The 21965-nt window shown below is 45.0% G+C and carries 19 protein-coding genes; 5 read left to right on the top strand and 14 right to left on the bottom strand.

Annotated elements, in window-relative coordinates; genetic code table 11:
* Positions 1–145: 145 nt before the first annotated feature.
* The 6 genes from B2Q61_RS08875 to B2Q61_RS08850 all read right to left on the bottom strand — a co-directional run bounded on the left by B2Q61_RS08875 (position 146) and on the right by B2Q61_RS08850 (position 6653).
* Positions 146–1078 carry a retron St85 family RNA-directed DNA polymerase gene (locus tag B2Q61_RS08875; protein ID WP_290621869.1) on the bottom strand — a complete coding sequence of 311 codons (933 nt, stop codon included), beginning with the start codon at positions 1076–1078 and terminating at the stop codon, positions 146–148.
* Positions 1068–2000, bottom strand: coding sequence for a retron St85 family effector protein (locus B2Q61_RS08870; RefSeq protein ID WP_290618590.1), 933 nt, complete (start codon positions 1998–2000; stop codon positions 1068–1070). The genes B2Q61_RS08875 and B2Q61_RS08870 overlap by 11 nt, the downstream gene beginning before the upstream one ends.
* 418 nt (positions 2001–2418) lie before the next feature.
* Positions 2419–4065, bottom strand: coding sequence for an ATP-dependent nuclease (locus B2Q61_RS08865; RefSeq protein WP_290618592.1), 1647 nt, complete (start codon positions 4063–4065; stop codon positions 2419–2421).
* A gap of 350 nt (positions 4066–4415) precedes the next feature.
* Positions 4416–4880 carry an alpha/beta fold hydrolase gene (locus tag B2Q61_RS08860; protein WP_290618594.1) on the bottom strand — a complete coding sequence of 155 codons (465 nt, stop codon included), beginning with the start codon at positions 4878–4880 and terminating at the stop codon, positions 4416–4418.
* Positions 4881–4926: 46 nt separating this feature from the next.
* On the bottom strand, positions 4927–5571 hold the full coding sequence (locus B2Q61_RS08855) for a hypothetical protein (protein WP_290618596.1): 645 nt from the start codon (positions 5569–5571) through the stop codon (positions 4927–4929).
* 173 nt (positions 5572–5744) lie between these two features.
* Positions 5745–6653, bottom strand: a complete 909-nt coding sequence (locus B2Q61_RS08850) for a CPBP family intramembrane glutamic endopeptidase (RefSeq protein ID WP_290618598.1) — start codon at positions 6651–6653, stop codon at positions 5745–5747.
* 286 nt (positions 6654–6939) lie between these two features.
* Here B2Q61_RS08850 and B2Q61_RS08845 point away from each other — a divergent pair, with 286 nt between their 5' ends.
* The 3 genes from B2Q61_RS08845 to B2Q61_RS08835 all read left to right on the top strand — a co-directional run bounded on the left by B2Q61_RS08845 (position 6940) and on the right by B2Q61_RS08835 (position 11881).
* Entirely contained in the window at positions 6940–8397 is a 1458-nt protein-coding gene (locus tag B2Q61_RS08845; protein WP_290618600.1) for an FAD-binding oxidoreductase, read from the top strand.
* Positions 8398–8544: 147 nt separating this feature from the next.
* Positions 8545–9585 (top strand): RDD family protein, encoded by a 1041-nt coding sequence (locus B2Q61_RS08840; RefSeq protein WP_290618602.1) that lies wholly within the window; start codon positions 8545–8547, stop codon positions 9583–9585.
* A gap of 151 nt (positions 9586–9736) precedes the next feature.
* Positions 9737–11881 carry a prolyl oligopeptidase family serine peptidase gene (locus B2Q61_RS08835; RefSeq protein ID WP_290618604.1) on the top strand — a complete coding sequence of 715 codons (2145 nt, stop codon included), beginning with the start codon at positions 9737–9739 and terminating at the stop codon, positions 11879–11881.
* A 145-nt stretch (positions 11882–12026) separates the two neighbouring features.
* Here B2Q61_RS08835 and B2Q61_RS08830 read toward each other — a convergent pair whose 3' ends face one another.
* From B2Q61_RS08830 to B2Q61_RS08820, 3 genes are all read right to left on the bottom strand, one after another.
* Complete coding sequence (locus B2Q61_RS08830) at positions 12027–12560, bottom strand: PRC-barrel domain-containing protein (protein ID WP_290618606.1); 534 nt, start codon at positions 12558–12560, stop codon at positions 12027–12029.
* 111 nt (positions 12561–12671) lie between these two features.
* The gene (locus B2Q61_RS08825; RefSeq protein ID WP_290618608.1) at positions 12672–13325 is read right to left on the bottom strand and encodes an alpha/beta hydrolase; all 654 of its coding nucleotides are present in this window, start codon (positions 13323–13325) and stop codon (positions 12672–12674) included.
* 33 nt (positions 13326–13358) lie between these two features.
* A complete protein-coding gene (locus B2Q61_RS08820; protein ID WP_290618610.1) occupies positions 13359–14171 on the bottom strand; it encodes an MBL fold metallo-hydrolase in 813 nt (270 codons plus the stop codon).
* 270 nt (positions 14172–14441) lie between these two features.
* On the opposite strand from B2Q61_RS08820, the gene B2Q61_RS08815 reads away from it, so the two are divergent.
* A complete protein-coding gene (locus tag B2Q61_RS08815; protein WP_290618612.1) occupies positions 14442–15926 on the top strand; it encodes a hypothetical protein in 1485 nt (494 codons plus the stop codon).
* Between the two features lie 54 nt (positions 15927–15980).
* On the opposite strand, the gene B2Q61_RS08810 is transcribed toward B2Q61_RS08815, so the two are convergent.
* The 5 genes from B2Q61_RS08810 to B2Q61_RS08790 form a co-directional block, all read right to left on the bottom strand.
* Positions 15981–17042, bottom strand: a complete 1062-nt coding sequence (locus B2Q61_RS08810; RefSeq protein WP_290618614.1) for a lipocalin-like domain-containing protein — start codon at positions 17040–17042, stop codon at positions 15981–15983.
* Between the two features lie 3 nt (positions 17043–17045).
* On the bottom strand, positions 17046–19460 hold the full coding sequence (locus B2Q61_RS08805) for a hypothetical protein (protein WP_290618616.1): 2415 nt from the start codon (positions 19458–19460) through the stop codon (positions 17046–17048).
* Positions 19453–20109, bottom strand: a complete 657-nt coding sequence (locus tag B2Q61_RS08800) for an ABC transporter ATP-binding protein (RefSeq protein ID WP_290618618.1) — start codon at positions 20107–20109, stop codon at positions 19453–19455. Before B2Q61_RS08800 ends, B2Q61_RS08805 begins: the two co-directional genes overlap by 8 nt.
* Positions 20110–20140: 31 nt before the next feature.
* The gene (locus B2Q61_RS08795; protein WP_290618620.1) at positions 20141–20356 is read right to left on the bottom strand and encodes an amphi-Trp domain-containing protein; all 216 of its coding nucleotides are present in this window, start codon (positions 20354–20356) and stop codon (positions 20141–20143) included.
* 243 nt (positions 20357–20599) lie between these two features.
* On the bottom strand, positions 20600–21217 hold the full coding sequence (locus B2Q61_RS08790) for a hypothetical protein (protein WP_290618622.1): 618 nt from the start codon (positions 21215–21217) through the stop codon (positions 20600–20602).
* A gap of 279 nt (positions 21218–21496) precedes the next feature.
* On the opposite strand from B2Q61_RS08790, the gene B2Q61_RS08785 reads away from it, so the two are divergent.
* On the top strand, positions 21497–21955 hold the full coding sequence (locus B2Q61_RS08785) for a gamma-glutamylcyclotransferase family protein (RefSeq protein WP_290618623.1): 459 nt from the start codon (positions 21497–21499) through the stop codon (positions 21953–21955).
* The last annotated feature ends 10 nt before the right edge of the window (positions 21956–21965 follow it).

The following is a 21965-nucleotide window of genomic DNA, read 5'->3' as shown; positions in this document are numbered from 1 at the left end:
AGCTGGTCAGGGTGGAATCACCTCCAGCCAGGTTGTACATGCGGATAATAATAGTGTGTTGGTAGCGACTAAGCAGTTGGTGTAAGAAAGCATTTTCAGGCTAGCAGCGACAAACAGCAAAACTTGAACACTAAGCGCAGTAAAACTATATTTTTAATGATTGGTTATAAGTCATTACAACTCTTATTTTTTCCGCACCATATTTAAGACATAAATTATTCAAAAATTCAGGTTCTACAGATTTTATATAAGACAAATAGCCTGAAGTATATTTTTTAAACTCTTCGTCTAATGATTCCCAATTAAATACTAAGGATTTTATTTCTCTTTTTTTTCCCCGCCCCACTGATATAGTACCTGAATTAGTTATTACCAAGCCCGTAACTATCATCCTTCTTTTCCTAGATGAGTGATACGTTTTATCAGAATTTATTTTTAATGATGATGGAATCTTTAATGAGGACACAATTTTGTACACATCTTTCTCTAACTTTTTTAAAATGTTCGGCGCATCGGTGGAGAAATAAAGATCATCCGCATACCTACTGTATTTAACTCCAATGCTTTCACATTTTTCATATAGTAAATTATCTAATCCAACACACATCGCATTTGTAAGCGCTGGAGATGTAACTGAGCCCATTACTAATCTTCCTTTGTAACAGACAAACTTAGAAAAAATCTCACTGTCCTCATCAGTCCACTCTATAAAATGCTTTTTTATAAATTCTTGGCAAAATTTATGTACATCTTTATACTCTATCGACTCAAAGAATGACTTAAAATCCATTCTTAGCAAGAATCGACTATTTAAATGTGGTTCGGCATTTTTCTTTGTCGTACAACCTAACTTATAAGCTTTGCAAGCATCATGCGTATCTAGCTTAGTTATTATGTGGTCATTAATAACACGCTGAACTGCTTTTAATTCTTTAGATGGATGATAGACAGTCCGTCTTCCACTACCATTCTTTTTATCAATCGAGAACCTTGAGTACAGGCTATTTACTTTACCGAGCAGAATAATAATATAATCGACTTCTAAAAAGGTTTTCGAGTGAATCACGTCAAGAATCAATTTTATGCACCGCCTCTAAAGTATTTATGTAATCCTTTATATAGACTAGATGACTAAGACATCTAGATCTGATGCTTTGAGATAAATTTAATAAAGGCTCTACCGCAATACTGTTTTTTAGATTGTTATAGTCTTTACAAAAATAGTACAGGTCATCTTCAATCATTGCCTTCTTAGTCATTTTTAAAGCAACACTTAAACTTATAAAAAACTCAATATCATCAACACCTGACTTCCCTTTTATATTAAATGCCTCTTTAAAAACGCTAACAACAACGTCTTCAGATACTGGTCCAATTGATATAATTACGAGGACAACCAAAAAAAGCATCTCTTTTCGTGTAAATTTTAACTCACCGTAAGTTTCTTCTTCGCTCCGTGAGGCGTATATTTTTGACCTTCTTACATCGACTCTTTCTAAAACATCAGGCATACACGTCAATATTGAGTCAAAATCCGCATGGATACACGGGCCATACTTTGAATCGTTGTTGACCCACCTTACAGGACCTGTGTTAATAAAAGATTCATCTTTTTCAAATTTTTTATTTAAAATCGGAAGCAGTTTTTTTCTAAGATCAGGTCCCATTGAAAAGGCACCAAGCTCTGCAACTGTTCCAAAAGATTCAACTAAAATCAAGACCACGTCTGAAAAGTCTGCAAGCCAATCTTCAAGTTCTAATGCGTTAACTGTCTTTTTTTTAGATTCAACAATTGTTTCCCACGCATATTCTGCTCGAAAAGTTAAGTTGTTTTTTGAGTGCTTTTTTATGTAGTTTTCGACTTTCAATCTGTTGGGAAAATTTTTCTCGTCACCCCCACATATGAAAATAATCTTAGGTAGCGGCTCGCTTCCAAAATATTTTCTTCTAACTAATTCTGGCTTTGATGAAGATGATTTAAAATGATCTAATTGTTTCATTAGTTCATTTCTAGCTAAGTAGAACTTAGGATGATTAAACCACATAATTCCCTTGAGTGCGGTTAGTTGAATACGTCCTTACAACAGGAGAGCAGATTAGATTCACAATTCATTCACAAATGAATTGGGGAGATTATCTGATCTTCTGGGTACTAAACAGAAGGTCAATCTGCTCTAGAGCAGATGGAGATTCTGTTTAGTACCACATGGATACATCACGATCTATTCGGGTTGGCTATACACCAACCACAAAAGTTACGCTTGAATAAGCACAACTTCAAACTAAGGACCCAATGATACTAATAGTTAAAAGCAAGTATGTCTATGATTGTTAGCACTCCGTTTTATATTTTGCCTAAAACCGTGCTTTGCCGGCAATTTTGAGCGAAACGGGAAATTTGTCCGACAGCAGCGCTTTTTAAGACATAGCATCAAGTTCTGCCTGGGTCGTATATAAGCCTTTGTGAGTTCCATCAATAATTGAATTTAATGACTCTCTCAAATCTCTATACTTAACATTTGTTTCAAAATCAGGGGATGTTAAGTGAGTAAAAAGGTTATAAGGTTTGTCTTTAGCTGGTGATTCATTCAGATAAAATCCTTCAAAATCTGGATTGTGAACGACAGTCGTAACTCGACCATTTGTTCCATCTGCTAGAGTTCGAATGTTTACATTGATTGTCCACATTGCGTTAGCTTTTCCATCTTTTCTAAGTTTTGTATCTAAATCATGCACTGCGATAGCATTAGCTTTAAATTGATCGAATATTTTTATAAACGTAGGGATGTTAGCTTTTCCTCTACAATTGATAACGCAGTATGAACCTTCAAGACCACTACTCTCTATAATGTATTGATATGCCAAGTATTCAGTATCACCCTCTACCAAAATAGCATTAGGATAAAAAAAGAACTCATTAACTGTTGGGCAGCAGCGGTTTAACATCTTTAAGTTATCTTTTTCATCTGAGTTAAACCGGGCTTTATCAGTCTTGAAGTAATAAACTCCCTGTTGGTTATTCGATACTTTTATCAGAGTGGTATGATCTTGTGTAAGGTCAATAAATACAGGCGAATGCGTTGTACAAATCACTTGCCATCCATCTAAGTCTGCCAGAGCATAGATAGCTTTTCTAGCTGCTCTAATTATAGAAGGATGTAGGTTTATCTCAGGCTCATCAATAAGTAACACCTTTGGCGTTTCGTTTTGAATTACTTTTGTTCCTTTTTTGTACATCCCCTCGCTACATAAAGCGTTTACAGCAGACCATAAAAAAGCCCTTTTTAAGCCTGTTCCTTGATGTTCTAGAGATGACGGATGATTGCTTGTCTTAACATAGAACTTACTACCATCTTTTATGGCGTCTTCTGCCTTAAACTTCCCAACTCCCGTCTCAAAACTGACAGTCGCACCTTGAAATAACTTATTTAACTCAAACTGAATTTTACCGCTTAATTGTCCGACGCTTCCAGCGAGCTCTTTATCAACTTCTTTAGCAAGTTTTTCGATTTCTGCGACAATACCTGCGACCTTACTCTTGTCGTCCTTTAATTTCCTAGCTGCATTTTTTGACGCCAAGTCTTTTACAACCTTCTCTAACGCATCATAACCATCATTAGGATTCAATCGTATTGGTATTGGCAATCGACTTTGTAATAATGTATTCCAACCACCTGCCCCACCCTTTATCCAGTCATTAGTCTTATTACTGAAACTATACTTCACACCATTTTCGTCTGGTATTTCCCACCGGATTTGGAATTTTGCACAATCTCCAAATTCAGGATCGTTTTGCAGATGCCACTCTTGCCCCAAGGTTCCAATATCATCTTGAGTCACATCATTAAAAACACCTGTAATAGTAATAGGTGTACCAGCATTTCGACCGTGAAAATGATCCAAGCTTAGCGCACTACCCATAGAGACATAAGCTTCATATGCATCCAAAATTGTGGACTTGCAGCTATTATTTGGGCCGACTAAAACAACGATGTTATCGATGAGTATTTTTATCTCATCCTTTATTCCTTTAAAGTTAGAGATAAGTAGTGCAGATAATTTCATAGGAACATCCTTATTAATAGGGCTTAACTCCGCCAATATAACCAAAGTAACTAAGTATTAATTTTTGAGGATAGGTCTGAACTTCGTGGGCAGGTCTTGCTTTTTTCCACGCTTTCGTTCGTTTTATAAACTTAGGCAGCACCAAAATGCCTTCCACTTTTACCTTAAACTTAAACAACGCAAGCATTTAAAATGGTTGAGCTATTTACCAGCTTTGATGTTATTTACCAATGCCAACAGCAGCTATCGCAATACTGCCATTTCGGCCTCAGATAAAACTAATGAACTTTTGATTTAATATTGATATTGACTGCAGCCAGCGAAGGCCAGGCTAACCAGCCTATGAGTTATCAGTAACTATTGTTCAGTAGAAGCTTGGCGGCGTTTAATATTGCAGCTGCACTGTCTTTGGGGTTGGTTTGCAGAATAAAGTGCGGGCCATTAATTTCTGCAAACGTTATGTTGGTATAAGCCTGCTGAAACTCCCGCTTTTTTGTTGTTGGTACGAGCCTGTCGTTTGTCGCCGCTATATATACTACAGGTACATTTGAAGTAAACCCATCATACTTAGTCTGGGAAATTACCCTGAGCCTTGCCTTAAGTACCTTGGCAGGAACCGTATTTATCGCAGCGTGGAACAAGGCTATTTGCTTGGGTGTTGCGTCTTTACCCAGCATCAACAACCGGTAAACAGCACCAGAAAAAGGCAACATCGTTAAATGGCGTAGCGGTAAAAACGATGCGATGTAGGCGATGAGCTTTTTAGGGCCTGACAGAAACGACGCAACAAAAATAATGCCTTTTAAATACGGCACAGGCTGTTGAGACAGGCAATGCCATTTATATTATTTGCTTATCTAGTTAGCTTTTGCGACTGGTAAGCAGGACAACACCCAACCAGGAAAACCATACAATTTGGCTTATACCAAAAATTTCAGTGAATATATCAGCCGGGTAAATGGTGAGAATGCCGACCACGCCAACGAAAAGCCCAAGGTAGTTAAGCGTTGTAGGAAGAGCTTTACCGTTAAGCGCTGCAATACTTAATAACAGAACCCATAACCCACCAACAATTTCATTTCCCCCACCCAGGCCTTCGACGACAGCGTTAATCGTTCTCCAGAGTGTCATAGCCTGTTCTGGTTGCTGAACTGATAGTTCCAGAGCTACAGCTAAGCCAATATTCGATACCATGCCGCTAGCTATTACCAACCCCACCCATACCACCCCAAAAATAGCAGCCATTTGGGAAAGGATTGGGGTGTTCACCTTCAGTCGCTCATGCAATGCCAGAACTAATACCGCCAGAAGGATGCCAAATAGCACATAGATAGTGAAAGTTACGATGGACAAGATGCCCTGATTTTCAGCCAGGAATGCAAATTTTTGCACAGCGTCAGCATCGGCAGGGAAATTCCAGAAGGCCCCAAAAAAAACGAAAGCTGACATGTAAATGGCAGCCTGAAGAAGCGCTGTGACACCACCTGCTTTTTGTAAGTTATTCATTGCTCTTCCCTTGCTCAAAAACATCAATTTAGCATCAAGTGATAGCTATTCACGGCTTTAAGTTGTAACAAAAGCTTGCGCCTCAACAAAGGATTGGCAACATTGCTTTTCAATTGGAAGTTCTGCTGGCAACAGCACTAACTTCAATTTCTATCGCCTTTTAGAGATTACCGTCAGCATGCACGCGCCAATTTTGTTTCAGCAGCCTGCGCCAGGCGCACCGCGGCTGATGGATAAAACCGCTGCTGCTTTTTTGCTAACCAGAGTAAAGCGGCTACTGAGATAATTACCATGACCAGGGTAATTACCGAGTCTTCCGGCCCTACTACGCCGCCGGTTAACCAGCTTGGGCCCTGATAAACACTTTGCAGAGGCGCCATTGCTTGCCAGTCGTCCAGACCGGATAACGGTAACCCGGTAAGCACCACAGTAAAATTCCAGGCGGCATGATGTGCCGCCACCACCCAGACGTTGCGCACATAAACATACATTACTGTCCAGAGCGCGCCAATTAAGGTGCCGGATATTACGGTAATAATTAGCGCCTGCAGGTCCATCTGGCCATCAATATTAGCGATATGCAGCAAGGAGAAAATCAGCGATTGCAGCCACAGTGCTGTTACCGTGCCCCACTGGCTTTCCAGTGCCTGAAACAACACCGCCCGGAACACAATTTCTTCAATAACAGCGGCCACCAGAATTACCAGAGCGATATCGGCTAAGCCGCTTTGCCAGCCACGGTAAGCGGTTACTTGGTATACACCGCCAGAAAATAAAAGTGCTGACACCAGGACAATCATCCCAGCACCAGCCAATAAGCCAACGGCGACCTTGCTAACTGGAAATTGCAATTCGGTAACAGGCCGCTTTTCGCCATAGCGCACATATACACCGTAGGCCAATAACATAACCAGTAAGATACCCACCCGGCGCAGCAGCGCGGTAGTTGGCTCATCAAGCTGAAACAGCCACTGTAAAGCCGGTAGCAGCAGCCAGCGGTACGCCATCACCGCCAGCGCGATAATAGTGATCGCCAGTAGCAATTTAGCCACAACCGCTTTAATAGATAAAATAACCGGCAACTTCCACTCCTTAACGCTGCAAAGAACATAACAACCATACATGGCGTTATGCCGCAACGGCTTCTGGGCTAAACGCTCAATAACACTAGCAGGGGTGATATGAAATAAAAAATATTATTAGGTAACAAAAGATGTCTGCAAGTTATTGAAGTTATGGCAGAACAGCTCTTTGCAAAGTAATGCCCGGACAGCGTGACGGTACGGCAATTATATCTGCGAACACATTGTTTTTTATGCGGGGGTTCATTATCTTAAGCGCTGTTAAATGACAGGGATGCTGTGAAAGATGATTAGGAAGTTAAGCATTGCCATGCTGGCAATAGTGGTAGCGTTACTATGTTGGTGTTTAAGTTATCTGCTGCCTTACATGACTCAGTCTGTAGTAGCCACTAACCCTCTTGTTATTAACGATATTACCCAGCTAAATCCCATCACTGTCACGAAGGTAATTGCCCCCCAAACTGAGGCGGAATTAGTGCAGCAACTGCTGAACTCAAGCGGCGCCGTATCTGTTGGTGGTGGACGTTATAGCCAGGGAGGCCAGACCGCATTGGCAGACAGCCTGCATATTGATATGCGCAGTTACAACAACATTGTTAGCTTTTCTCCGGATCAAAAACTCATTACCGTGCAGGCAGGTATAACCTGGCGAGCCATTCAAAACCATATTGATCCTTATGATTTATCAGTAAAAATCATGCAAAGCTATGCTGACTTTACTGTCGGCGGCTCGCTGAGTGTCAACGCCCACGGTCGCTATATTGGCGAGGGGCCATTAATTAATTCAGTGCAGGCGATCAAACTGCTGCTGGCCGATGGCAACGTAATTACGGCTACGCCCGAAAATAACAGCGAGCTGTTTTATGCCGCTATCGGCGGCTATGGCGCTATGGGTATTATCCTTGAGGCCAGCCTCCAACTTACTGATAACAGCCGGGTCCAGCGCCAGGTAGCCAACATGACTGCACAGGACTACCACGATTTTTTTCAGGCACAGATCCGAGATAATTCTCAAGTTGTGTTTCACAATGCGGTGCTTTACCCACCGCATTATAACCAAATCGCCGCAGTATCATGGTTGATCACAGACAGCCCGGTTACGGTAGCGAGCAGGCTGCACAGCCCTGACACCCGCTACTGGTGGCAACCAGCACTAACTGATTTTGTGGCGGATTATGATTTTGCAAAACGGCTGCGACAGTCCTGGTTGGATCCTGTGCTGTATCGCCAGAGAGCGGTGCATTGGCGCAACTATGAAGCCAGTTATGACGTAAAAGAATTAGAACCTGCAAACAGAACAAAGCAGACTTATGGTTTACGTGAGTATTTTGTGCCGGTTAAAAATTTTGATGGCTTTGCCACACAGCTGGCGGCGGTGCTGCAACAGCATAAGGTTAATGTGTTAAATGTTTCCGTAAGACATGCTTTAGCCGACAAAGGTTCTTTGCTGGCATGGGCACCTGAAGAAACCTTCGCCTTTGTTATATATTACCGCCAGGGTACTGATGAGCAGGCCCGCCAGCACACCGACCGCTGGAGTCAGCAGCTTATTGATACGGTACTGGCGCATGGCGGAACCTATTACCTGCCTTATCAACCCAGCGCAACACCGGCACAATTTCAACGCGCTTATCCGCGTGCGCCTGAATTTTTTCAATTAAAGCAGCAGTATGACCCGCAAAACCGCTTTAGCAGCCAGTTTTGGGCTAAGTACCAACCCTCGTTTATGGCTGATGGCAATTAGATCAATTGCTCAGGATCACAAAATACGATACCCAATCTGCATTGCGCTTTGAAAACCGGAAAAGCTTATTAAATGGCACTTATTGCTATCGCTTCTAGGCCGCTTTAGCGTAAATTGAATTTTTTTAAAATGGTAGAGCAACATTGCATGAGTCTGCACAATTTTGACGGTACCGCCACCATTACTGAAACAACCCCTGGGGTATATATTGATTTAAATGGTCAGCAACTCACGTCTCAGCAAGTGCGCGAAGTGGTTACCCCGCACGATTTTACCGTAGCCAATGCCCTGGTGGGTCGCTCCCTGGCAAAGCCATGGCGCCGTGGTGTGGCCATAGCCCTGGATGGTGTGCTTATCGCTTTACTTACCTCCGGCAGCTTTTTATTCCTGCTGCCTGTGGCGGCTTATCTGGCTTATCGCTGCCATTTACAACACAACAACCGACGCCGGAATATTGTCATCGCCTTCGCGCTGTTATCGTTGTTTTTATTACCACTGATGCCGGGGGAAACCGACGAGCGCAGCGACTACAACATCAAAGAAGGAGTGTTAATTACCACCAGCGCTATTGCACTTACCAGCACAGAGTGCAATGCCGAATGCGCTGATAAGCAGTTAGAGAATATCAGTGAGCAATTACGTGGCAGTAAGCTTACCGACGATGAAATTAATAGCATGATTACAGACTTGCTTGAGGATTCAATACTGACACCGGCAGAGCAGACGGTGGCACTGAATAAAGCGATGAGCAATATTAAACAGCATCGCCAACAAGCCGCGCAGCAGGCTACCGATAAGTTAATTCAGACGACCACCCAGTCAGAAGCAGACACCTCCTGGTGGCAAAAGTTAGCCCAATCGGATCACAGTGTGCTTAAATGGCTGCAAGGCATTTTAACTGACTTAGGCATTGGTTTTGGCTGGGCGGTGGTTTACTTCACGGTGTTTATCAGTTGGAATGGTGGCCAGACGCTTGGCAAAGCCTGTATGGCGATAAAAGTGGTGCAGCTAAATAACACACCGCTGACGCTGTGGCAGGCATTTGGTCGCCAGGGTGGTTACAGCGCAGGCTTTGCCACCGGGTTGCTGGGGTTTATCCAGATATACTGGGATCCAAACCGGCAAGCTATTCAGGATAAAGTAGCCGATACCTTAGTACTTAAAATAAGTACTGAAAATAAGTACTGAAAATATAAGCTGAATATACCAATTCCAGGTAAACCTCCTGGCAACAATCTGGTTTACATTGGCCGCCCATGTATTTAAATTAAAACCCTATACATTAAATCCCTAAACATTGAATACAGTGCAATAAAAATAATAAAACCCTGAGGCTACAATGAAACTAAAAATGATCGTCACGGTTGCAAGCTTATCTTTACTAAGCGCGTGTAACCCTGCAGATACCGCAAAGCAAGCCAATCAAGAAGTGCAAACACCCATGACAGCAAGCATTAGCGAAGCACCGCTATGGTTAGAAGAAGTTGAAGGCGAACAGGCCCTTACCAAGGTGAAAAACTGGAATAAGCGCACGCTGGATAAACTTACCAGCGACCCGCGTTTTAGCCAGTATCAGCAAGCGGCGTTAAATATTGTCAATGCTACCGATAAAATCCCCTATGGCACTTACCGCAACGATATGGTGTACAACTTCTGGCAGGATGAAAACCATGTCAGAGGTGTGTTACGCCAAACCAGTCTGGCTGAATACCGCAAAGCGCAACCGCAATGGCAAACGCTGCTGGATATTGATGCCCTCGCTGCCGCTGAAGGTAAAAACTGGGTATTTAAAGGGACCACATGCGCAGAAACTAATGACAACCTGTGCATGGTGTCGTTATCTGATGGCGGCAAAGATGCGGTAGAAATGCGTGAGTGGAACCGCGCCAGTAAAAGCTTCGTTGAGAACGGTTTTTATCTGCCGGAAGCAAAAACAGCCCTAAGCTGGAATAGCACCGACAGCCTGCATGTTGGCACCAACTGGGGCGATGGCATGCTAACCGACAGCGGCTACCCCTATGTGATTAAGCAACTGCAACGCGGCCAGTCGCTGGACGAAGCGGTGACGGTGTTCAGTGGCAATAAAACCGATGTCGGTGTATTTCCTTATGCGGTTATACACCAGGATAAGCAGTTAAATATGGTGGTGCGGGCCATTACGTTTTACGAGTCTGAGTACTATTGGCTCCCGGAAAAAGGCGACCCGGTGCAGTTGCCCATCCCCAACACCGCCAGTATCAACGGCATTTTTAAAGGGCAACTTATTTTAAGCCTGAAACAAGACTGGACCCCGCAAGGCAGTGCCAGCTCTTTTAAAAGTGGCGATTTAGTGTCTTTTGATATGCAAAACTGGCTGCAGAACAATAAAATTGGTGCTGTGCAATTGGTTTATCAGCCGGATCAACGTGCCACACTGGATGGCGTAGCGATTACCGCCAGCAAACTGGTGCTTAATGTGCTCGAAAACGTGGTCAACAATATCTACGTTTATGACTTCAACGACGGTAACTGGCAGCACAACAAGCTAGCGTTGCCGGATAACAGCACCATGTCGGTCTCTTCCGCCAATGATGACAGCGACATTATTTTTGTTAATCAAGAAAACTTTGTCTCGCAAGATACCCTGTATCAGGTCAATGTCAGCAACGCTGATATTGTAGCGATTAAATCTACACCGGCCCGGTTTGATGCCGCGGATTTAGTGGTGCAGCAATATTTTGCCAGCTCTACTGACGGTGAAAAAATACCGTATTTTGTGGTGCACAAACAAGGCATCACCCTCGACGGCAGCAACCCTACCCTGCAATATGCCTACGGCGGCTTTGAAGTATCAATGAAGCCCAGTTATTCCGGCATTCTGGGTAAAAACTGGCTGGAGCAAGGCGGTGTTTATGTGCTGGCCAATATCCGCGGTGGCGGTGAGTACGGCCCGGCCTGGCATCAGGCGGGGTTAAAAACGAAGCGCCAGGTTATCTACGACGATATGATAGCAGTAGCAGAAGATATCATTGCCAAAAAAATCACCTCGCCCGAGCATCTGGGGGTTATGGGTGGTTCAAATGGCGGCTTATTAATGGGCGTGATGTACACCCAGCGGCCTGATTTATGGAATGCCGTGGTGTGTCAGGTGCCACTGCTGGATATGTTGCGTTATCACACCCTGCTGGCAGGTGCGTCATGGGTAGGTGAGTATGGCAGCCCGGATATTCCGGAAGAGCGGGCTTTTCTGGAAAAGATATCACCGTTACACAATATTGATCCTAAGGGCGAATATCCTGCAATATTTTTTGTAACCTCGACCAAAGATGACCGGGTGCATCCGGCTCATGCCAGAAAAATGGCTTATATGTTAGAGCAGTATGGCCACAATTTTGAATATTATGAAAACATTGACGGCGGCCACTCTGCGGCAGCGAATTTACAGGAAACAGCCAAAAGAACTGCGCTCGAGTACACCTTTTTAAGTCAGCAGTTAATGAAGTAATAACTATAAATTAGCTATAGGACGGCTCTGAAAAAAAGAGGGTTACAGCGCTGCTGTAACCCTCTTTTTTATTTAGTCACCGAATAACGGTAAACCGTTTCATTCTGCGAGTTACACAACACAAGTTGCATAACACCAGCAGGAGTTAATTATGGTTAGTCGCATCGTCCATGTCGTCACCTAACTCCTCTGCCCCTTCCTCTAACTCATACCAGGCCGAAGCAGTGGCTTCTTTGGTATTCTCCCAGGCGCTTTCGCTAACACGCTTGGTTTCCTGCCAGGTCTGTTGCAGCGAAGCACTGGTTTGGTTCCACCAGTCCTCACTATATTCAGGCCGTTGTTTTAACTGGTCCTGGGTCATTTCCAAATGCACTTCATACTCCACGTTGCTAAAGCCTTTTTTGCCCGACTCTGGCACAACGGTAAAATCGCCACGTTGAACGACAACTTCTCTGCCGCCAAGGCCCAGTATTTCGCCAGTCTCAATAACTAATGAATGGACGGACATACCGTTACCCATCACGATATTCTCGACCTCACCAATTTCTTCACCGGTGCTGTCAAATACCTCAGCATCTTCAAGCTTGTCCATCGAGTATAATCCCTCTGCTGCTACTGCAGAGCCAGCCATTAAACTGGCAATAAGTGCAGGAAGGGCGAGTTTTTGAATATATTTCATAGTTTTTCTCCTTTGATGGAAAAATGTGCATGAATACCCCGAAAAAAGGGGAGAATTCACCAGCTTCAACGAATAGGGAGCAAAACTCATACCAAACTGGTTTTAACTAAGTTAGTCGCTGGCTCGGTGAACCCAATCCAGTAGTGGCTCAACCCATTCAACGAGCGGCAGATAGAACGCTCCATGCAACTTGCCGGTGGCTATTTTGATCTCGTTGAACGACTGCGGCTGCTCGGATTGCTCCGCAAGAGGTTTGCAACTCCCCGCTAATCTATCACTCGTCTCGTAGATCGATAGCACATGACCGGTTAGTCGCAGTTGTGTTGGAATTGGACCTTGCGGGCAAGCCGCCAGCAGCACAAAGCGAACTTGCGGCCGTCGCAGAACACTGGAAACCCGTATTGCGATGCCACCGCCTTTCGAGAAGCCGGCAACTACTATGTTTTCAGGCGGGACGCCACGATCTATCAATTCTTCGATTTGCGTGACAACAATACCAGCGTAAGCGTCCATATCAGTATCTGGCGGGCGCTGTGCCGAAATAACTACTGCCCCTCGGGAAGCGAGCGCCTCCAGTACGGCCGGGTAGTCGTAAAGCCCGAAACGCGGATCGGTAGGGCGAGGGCCGGCGTTTTCAATGATCCGGCCATGCAGGTAAATCACATAGGTCTTTGCCGGCTCGGGGGACGTTGGCACGTCGGTATGGACAGTTGCCACACAAGCCGGAGCAACTGCAGCGAATAAAACTAAAAACCAGGCCTTCATCGACTGCTCCTTGTAGGTGCTCCTTGGTTACATTTATTGCTCAAATGTGTCCAATGTTCTTTCGATAAATCTGATAAGCGCCTGCTCTGCTATGTATGGCTGCTCGTCATTGACATTGAATTTTTCATAAATACTTCTGATTTGCTCATCTTTGCTGATGTCGCTGGCGACCATGTTATCATCGTTAAGCGCTTGTACTCTGGCTACCCAGGCTGCGGTGTTTGTTCTGAATAACGCTAATTTTTCTTTAGTTGCCGGCGCGCCGTGCCCTGGAATAACAACTGCCGAGTTATCGCCAAGCGACTCAATGCCTGCCACAGCGCGGTTAAGCCCCGCCAGACCGCCAGACCAGAATGAAGGAATGGCTTTACCTCTGGTTTCATAGATGTCGCCGACAAAAATGCTATTGCTTTGCTTGTGATAAAACACCTGGTCGTTACCGGTGTGGGAACTGAACCGAAGCGCCTGAAGCTCCTCAAAGTTGTCAACATTGTCGATAAGCGCGCAGCCTTTAGACTGAAAATAATCGTTGCCGCTGGTATGGTCAGGATGACCATGGGTGTTTAACACAAAGCATGCCGTATGCGGAAAGGTAGCAGCGATAAATTGGCTTAATTGTTCCAGATTGGCGGTTCCTGCGGCCGGATCAATTAACACCACCCCCTGCTCTGTATTTAGTAAACCGATATTTGTCCATGAATCTGAAAACCGCAAAACATAAGCCTGGTCAGACATTTTATCTATAAGCATGTTTTCTGATGCTGCCAGAGTTTGCGGACTATAAAAATAAGTTGCAGCAAAAAGCAGCAGCGCTGCGACAGCGCTAAAGGTTAGCTTGTTTATCATTATTTCCTCAAAGCGATAGCCGCCAGTCACGTATCATCAGTGAAAAATCTAGCACGAATTGGCGGTAAATCATCGTAAACACTGCTCAGTATTGTAACAAAATCTTACACTAACCATGCCGTTTCGCCCTTGCAAGCTGCACAATGTGCATGATACTAATAGAAAAATTTCAACGTTCTTTGTGAAAGTCAGACCTGGTGCAATAGAAACTTATGTTTCTGTTTTGTTTCTCACCTGATTTTTCTGAATACATCTTTAAGGTTATGCAGTATGTCGTTGTTTCCCGGTAAAGGATTGTTAGTGCTAAGTCTGTTAACGCTTGGTGGCTGCACAGGCAGTAGTGACACCGTGCAAATGGGAGGGAAGTCAGCCCCCCTTTTCTCGCTGAACGGTAAGGTTATTGATGGCTATGTATCCGGGGCGACAGTTTGGCTGGACATTAATGGTAACGGCGAGCTCGACACCTTTGAGCCTTCAGCGGTATCCAGTGCTGCCGGAAGCTACTCACTGGAATTAACTGAACAACAACGCAGCTGTGTTAATTATGCCAGCCTTATTGTCGATGTACCTCTCGGCGCCATAGATGAAGATACCGGGCCGGTAACTGAAGCTTATCAAATGGTGCGACCACCCCGTTTGGAAGGGGTAATTCCGTTGGCTGATGCAGACATTTTTACTATTACCCCCCTGACCACCGTATTGGCTGACTACCTGCAAGCAGACTTGAATGCCGTTAATAATGAGCCGGTGTCTTGTGATGATTTAAAAAATAATGCGACGCTGCGCCAGCAAGTAAAAGACAAACTGCTCGACGCACTGGCCAACACCGTGCGCCGCTATAATTTGTCTACTGAAACCATTTTCTCAGACTATATCGACAACAACGATCAGCAAACTCATACGCTGGCCTTATCGATTGTTAAAGGGTTAAAAGCAGGTTATGCATACAAAGCGCAACTTGAAGCCGCCTATCCTGACGCCGTTTTTTCGCGGGTTGAATTTGCGCAATACAAACATTTCGAGCCAGATGTGCAGCCAGACTTTAAATACAGAGATAACTGGTTTCGACAAGTATCGGTTTGGTTAACGTCGGGTTTCATATCCGAAATGGTGCGGATGAATGATGAGTTATCACAAGAGCTGGCTGTTTATTCCCGCCGCAACGTTACAAGTGAACCCTGGGGCAACGGCCAGCTGCGCAGCCAATGGACAGGCGTAGAATGGGACCACAATAACCAGGGAAGCTACCTGTGTTCACTGGTAGAAAGTGTCAGCATTCAGCAAGAAGAGACCCGCTATACGTTGTCGAACAGTGGTGCAGAGGCCTTTGCCGATACACTGGATGACTGTCAGCCCGACAGCTTTAGCGACGGTGTTGAACGAAATTTCGGTGTCGATTATACCGAAAATGGCGTGTCTTTTGACTCCCGTTTTACCGTAAGCCTGAATGACCCCAGTTATACAGCATTGGCTGACTGGGTAGACCTGCGAGGTAAAGCCCAACAATTGCAGTTTTCCGAGATGATTGCCGTCTTCTCTGCCTTGCCATACAAATTTGAAGATCCGGTAGCTGAAGGGCTATACACATACTGGTATAAACGTCGCACAGACGATACGGGAGACTATCGGCTGCTTGAATACAAAGGCGTGATAAATAACGAAATGGAATGGTACCGCGAGGTGTATCAAGCCGATGGTACTTACATAAAGCAATGCACTATTGATGGTATAAGCTGGGAAAGCTGCGAGAACTAATGAAAGCGTTGGCGTAATACTAACAGCTGAACCGGAAGAATATTGCAAACACGGCTAATAGCCGGCTAATTCCGCATAGCCCGTACCGTTAAATCCGTTGGTTGCTTTTACCCGACCTTCCCAATATTGGGTCGACAGCCTATTTAAAGAATCTTTGGTGATGGTTTCAATCAGAATAGGTGTTGCGTCAGCCAGTTCAATTTTCCATTGACTTGGATATTCTGTGCCATCGATCGTGATATGGTCTAAAACGATTACATTGATCTCTTGCCGGGAGATTTGAGTTGCCTCGCCATTTGCGGCAATCCGGGTACCACTGCAGTAGTCATAATGTTGCTTTGCATCGCGGATACAAAATAACATTAAGCCTTGTTTGGGGTGCTGTTCACTAACCAGGCTAAACCAATCCCAGCCGAGTTGACTTTTATCCAGTAAACTTGCCGACCATTCTCTGTCATACCACGCATTACCCGACACCTTGTATTGTTTGCCATTAAACGTAACCGTGCCGCTGGTTTCTAAAAACGGATAGCTGAAATAATAAGACGCATGGCCGCTCGCTGTTTTCTGGCTATAGCCATTTTCACCATGCAAAGTAAGTGGGCTATTACCGAGCGACAGATCAATTGCATAGCCGTCCTGCTCAGCTTGCAGTTGTAGCGGTAAAAAGTCTTGCTGTGTGCTTTTTAACGACCAATCATCTAACTGCGCTGAGAACGGGCCTGCTGAAATCGCGGCTTGTCCTCTGCGGGCAAAGCGTTCAAACGCTATATGGGTTTGCTGCTGTTGCAGCGCAAAATGGGCAAAATAAAGCTGGTTGTCCCACCAGGCTGATGCAAAAGGTAAAGGCAGCTGTGTTCTGAATAACGTCCACTGCACACCGAATGTTTCACCAGTGTCTGCAGTGAGGTTCGCGGTGATATACCACCATTCAATGCCTTGCTCGGGGTGAGGGCCATGATCTTGCGGAAAAACCAGCCCCGTTTTTTTGTCGACCGGCTCACCACTTACTGTTTGCAATGCTTGCGAGCTTTTTGACGTTGCTGCAGGTTCATAGCCCAACAGCAATACCGTTAAAAGTAACATGAAGACGATCAGAAAAGCGTATTTAATCATCGGTTAATGCCTTTTTGGATGCAAACTGGCGGTAAGTTGCTTAACGGGCAGATAGGCGCATACCATAGCAGCGACCAGCAATAACACACAGGTACTTAACAGCGCTGGCAGGTCTGCATGCAAATGGATAGTCCAGCCAAATGCGATAGGCATCACAAATTTTAGTAACGCAAACCCAAGGGCGAAGCCTAATGGCAAGGCGAACAGGCAGGTAAAACCCACTAACAGGGTTGTTTGCACCAACTTTAGTTTTTGCAACTGAGTGGCATCGACCCCTAAATTATTTAAAGCGGCCAGTTGCTTTGCATGCTGGGCACTTAAGCTCAGCAGGCTGATACAGAGGCTGACTAAGGCAATGGCGAGAATAAAGCCATTCAATACTTTTGTGACCTTAAACGTGTCGTTAAATAGCCTGTTGGCGATTTCTTTAAAGCGTTTGTTCTCAGTGATATAGCTGCTATCAATCTGGTAATCGTTAATCAGTCGCTCGGTCAGTTGCGCTACTGTGATCTGCTCATTTAACGTGACCGACAAACCATACACTTGCCAGTGCAATGGGCTCGCTCGCAGTGTTTGTTCCTCGGTAATAAGGCTTAAAGCCGTGTTACCATAATCGTAGGCAAAAGCCGAGATCCGACATTCAAAGGTATGCTGGTTTTGGTGAAACGCCACTATGTCACCTACCTGGTGCTTATATTTGATGCGGGCTTGCTCGTTAGCAATACAGCCATTGTTGGCAAAGTGTCCGGCATTAACCGCGTCACCAGAAGTCAGATTAATGTGGGAAAAAGCCTGATATCCTGTACCAAAACTAGCAAGCGTTGCAGGTATTTGATTTACATAACCATCGGCAGCCATATAGATGCCAACCTGCTTGATGACAGGATCTGCCTTCAGACGTGCCCGAAGATCCGGCTGATACTGTTCGACCTGAATATATATGTCTGCGCTTAATTGTTGTTCCAGATGAGCATTAAGGGTGGTACTAAAGCTTTTAACCATAATCTGCATGCCAATGGCACTGCCAAGCGCTACCAAAATGGCCACTATGGCAATCCGCAACTCTTGCAACTGCAATTTACTGTCAGCATACAACCATTGCCACAGCGGATCCCCGAACGGGTTGTTGCAGCTAAGTAAGCGTTGCAGACATGTTGGTGTGATCAGCACAAACAGCAAGATAATAAAGAAACAAAGTAACAGTGCCTCGAATTCCGATTGAGCATTGAAATAAAAGTAGCCAATGGCCGCCATGACAGCAGCTAAAACTGAGTAAAAGACTAAGCGACTGTTATTTTGCAGACTGTTTTTTGGGGTCAGTAGATTTTGGGCTAACAGATTTTGGGTCAGTAGCATTAGTACCATAGTGGCGATATTGACCACAAAACCCAGCGCCAGAGTTTGCCATTGCCAGCTGATAGTAAGCGCTTGTTCCAGTTGATAAAGCCCCACCAGGGTACGGTTGATATCAAGCACCAGGGCATTGGCAATAACAAACCCCAACATGCTGCCCAGTAGCGCCGTTAAAAAGCTCATTAAGGTAAACTCGATAACGATAGCTATGCGAATGGCCTGGGGCGAACAGCCTAAAATAGTAAACTGCGTAAGGAGCTTTTTCCGACCAGCAATAGCAAGCTTAATGGCGTTAAAACTTAAAAAAGCCGCCACAATGTAGCCAAGCAATGCCAGTGCGGCGAGGTTAAAAAAGAAAGCCTCAGATAAGGCATCAAAATCCTGCTCCTGAGCGGCAACTAATCTTGCATCATAAGCCAGAATGGTTTCGATTTTGGGGATTTGCCCGGGCGTCAGGCCAACGAATTCGATAAAGCTGATTTGGCCGTTAGCCTGAAGCAGCATATCCGCATAAGCAATATCGGTAATCGACCAGATGCCAATGTCATCCACCAGACTAAACTTAGGGGTATGCGGGCTATGGGCAAGCTGCAGCGTGTTGCCATTAAGCGCTAATCTGGCGCCCGTTTTGCGGTCTATCATGATGGAGTCAAAAGCAAAACCTGCATCGCTATTATTATCTGATTGAGGGGCGCTTACCGGTACCTGTTGGGTCAGCCAAATCAGGCTATCTATGCCTTGCAGAAACAGGGTTTTGCCGGAAGCCAAGGTTAGCTTGCCGCGTAAAACCGGTTGGGCGTTAGTGATGCCCTGCTGGCGCAGCGCTATCCATACTTTACCGTCGATATATTGCTGGCCCATTGGCGGTTTTGCAATATGACTGACTGCCGCCTCGGTAAGCGCCGAAGACTTCTGGTGACGATTTTTGGCTTCCTGGTTAAGCCCGGCAATGGCGGTAAGTAATGCGCTGCCTAAACTCAAGCCAACGATAAACAATAATAGTAACCAGAGATGACGTCGGAAATAGGCAACATGCGTGGTTAAAATGAGCTTAATTTCAGTCATTAAACTGGCCGTTAGCCAACACTTTTACGCTATCAAAATAGCGGGTTAACTGTTGTGAGTGCGTCACCATAACCAGGTTAATTTGGCGTTCTTTACACAAAGTTGTCAGCATTTCGACGACCTGGTGCGAGCGGGCCTGATCAAGATTGCCGGTGGGTTCATCGGCTAAAATCAGTTTTGGTTGATTAAGCAACGCTCTGGCAATACCAACGCGTTGTTGCTCGCCCCCTGAAAGTTGGCTGGGTAATTTATTTAGCTTGTTGCTTAACCCAAGTTGTTCAACCAGTGTGTCCAGCTCTGCAGGGGTTTGCCGGGGGAAGTTAAGCTTATATTGAAATAAAATGTTTTGTTTAACACTGAGACATTCAAGCAATTGATAATGCTGAAAAATAAGCCCTATTTTACGGCGATAATGGGCGAGCTGTTGCTCGTTGTAAGCAGAAATAAGCTCGCCATTGACCTCAATTTGACCACTATCCGGGCTGAGCTGGCCAGCTAATAAATGCAGTAAGGTCGTCTTACCCGAGCCACTGTCGCCAAGCAAGGCAACTTGCTCTTGCGCTGCGATGTTAAAACTAAAGCCATCAAACAAAGTGTGAACTTGATCGCCATCTTGTCGACGGAAGCATAAATCGGTCACGCTTATCACTGCAAATCCTTGTTGTACCTACTACAACTACTTAGTTAGTCCACTTAATCTGAAACTCAATTTCCTCACTATCACCGTCGCGCTCATGTTCAATACTAAACACGGCGCGTACCGGCACATAAACACGCTCGCCTGCTATCTGGATCTCGAACTTTTCACCCTTTTCAATGGCATCCGCTAAACGCCGCAGCTTTTCTACAAATTCGTTGTTGGGATAGGTTTTTTCGATATCTCGTTCAGCTTTCATGTTCGATCCTTATTAGGGTTACTTCTTTGGGCTGCCTTGGTCAGGCGTTTTCTATTGGTCGACAAATAACAGCATAATCGAAGGGCGAACCAGTTGCTATTATCGTGCCTATTTCTTTCGCGGGGAGATTTTACTGAGGACCAATTTGCATGTGTGCAGATAATAGAATGTTGGTTGCCACTAGGGCGTTGTTAAAGCCAAGCTAACGCTTGCCCAATAAACGCCCCGGCAGCTGGTAGAAAATTATTTTTGTCTTTTACGAGAGCTAAATGCGATACCGGCTAGCGCTAACATAAATAGCGAAAACGTAGCAGGAGCTGATACCTGCAGCGCGTTATTTGCAGTGGTCGAGAACGTTACATTATCAATACCCTGAAAGATTGAAAATTGCTGGTAGCTAATAGTCGTTAACAACGAACCATCAGTTGTGGCAATACCAAAAAATGAACCATTGGCATTTAGGCCACTTTCAAAACCCTGAAGACCGACGTTGCTGGCACTGGCAAAATACGGATCAGCATAGTCGAAACCAAAAGCACTGATACCAAAGTTAAAATTGAAATTGCCACTATTGTAAAGCCATAACCAGTCGTTTCCGCCGCTAACAAATGGATTGCCTGCGCCATAACCGTTACAACCGCTGCTGTTTGGACAGCCGTAGTCACTCATTGTCCAGCTGAAGTCAGGCCGCACGCGGCCGGTAGTGCCCTGGCTTAATCCTTCTAAGTCGTCAATAACAAATTCGGCTACAAACTGTTCAAACAATACACGGTCATTAAACGTAATAATGCTCGCCCAAAGGTTCGTACTAACAAATAACAAAGAGGTTACTACCAGAAATTTTACTGCTAACTGCTTCATTCAAAAATACCTATAGGTTATAGCCGACAATTCGGTTTGCGCTTTCAAGCAATAAATGAGCCATGAAAATATCACTATATAATTCATAATCTTGTAATTGGCCGCACTAACAAGCATTAGATTATGTAAATTTAGCTGACACTTTATTGATTTTTTTGCGAGGCATACCCGGCCCTCTGCATGCATGTCATTGGGTGCAAGAAAAGAAGCCTTGCATAGTGGCCCTGGCGAGTGAGCAAGAGTGTTGTATTCGGCAAAATTATCTGGCAGGGTTTTATCATGACAAAATTGATCCGCCCCGTCCTGCTTACGCTGTCAGCATTGCTTATTGTGGTGGTCGGTTACCTGTGGCTGACCTTTGTCAGCCCCTTTGGTTACCAGCCAACCGTTGAGCTACCTGAAATAGACGACAACGCCAGCTATTCGGTGTTTGTTTACGGTACCCTGAAAAAACCCTGGGTGCGCGCTCTGGTGATGGGCCGCGCCGGCAAAGGCGTGCCGGCAGCCCTGCCCGGCTATCAGCAAGAAGCGCTGGATATAACGCCTGCCCCCGGCGAAGTTACTGAAGGCCTCGTTATTACCGTAAGCGGCACCGAGCTTAGGGCGCTGGACCGCTATGAGCGGCTGGGTGTGCGTTATGAGCGGGTAGAAGTAATCCTGCAAAATGGTGAGACAGTCTGGGTGTACCAACTTATGAACCCGCTGGTGCAGGAGCTGGCAGATGAGCTTGCCAATTAAAACGGCAGGC

This window comes from Arsukibacterium sp. UBA5043, from assembly GCA_002415085.1.
Taxonomy (GTDB): domain Bacteria; phylum Pseudomonadota; class Gammaproteobacteria; order Enterobacterales; family Alteromonadaceae; genus Alishewanella.
The sequence above is the reverse complement of the archived record's forward strand: the minus strand, read 5'-3'. Positions and strand labels throughout refer to the sequence as shown.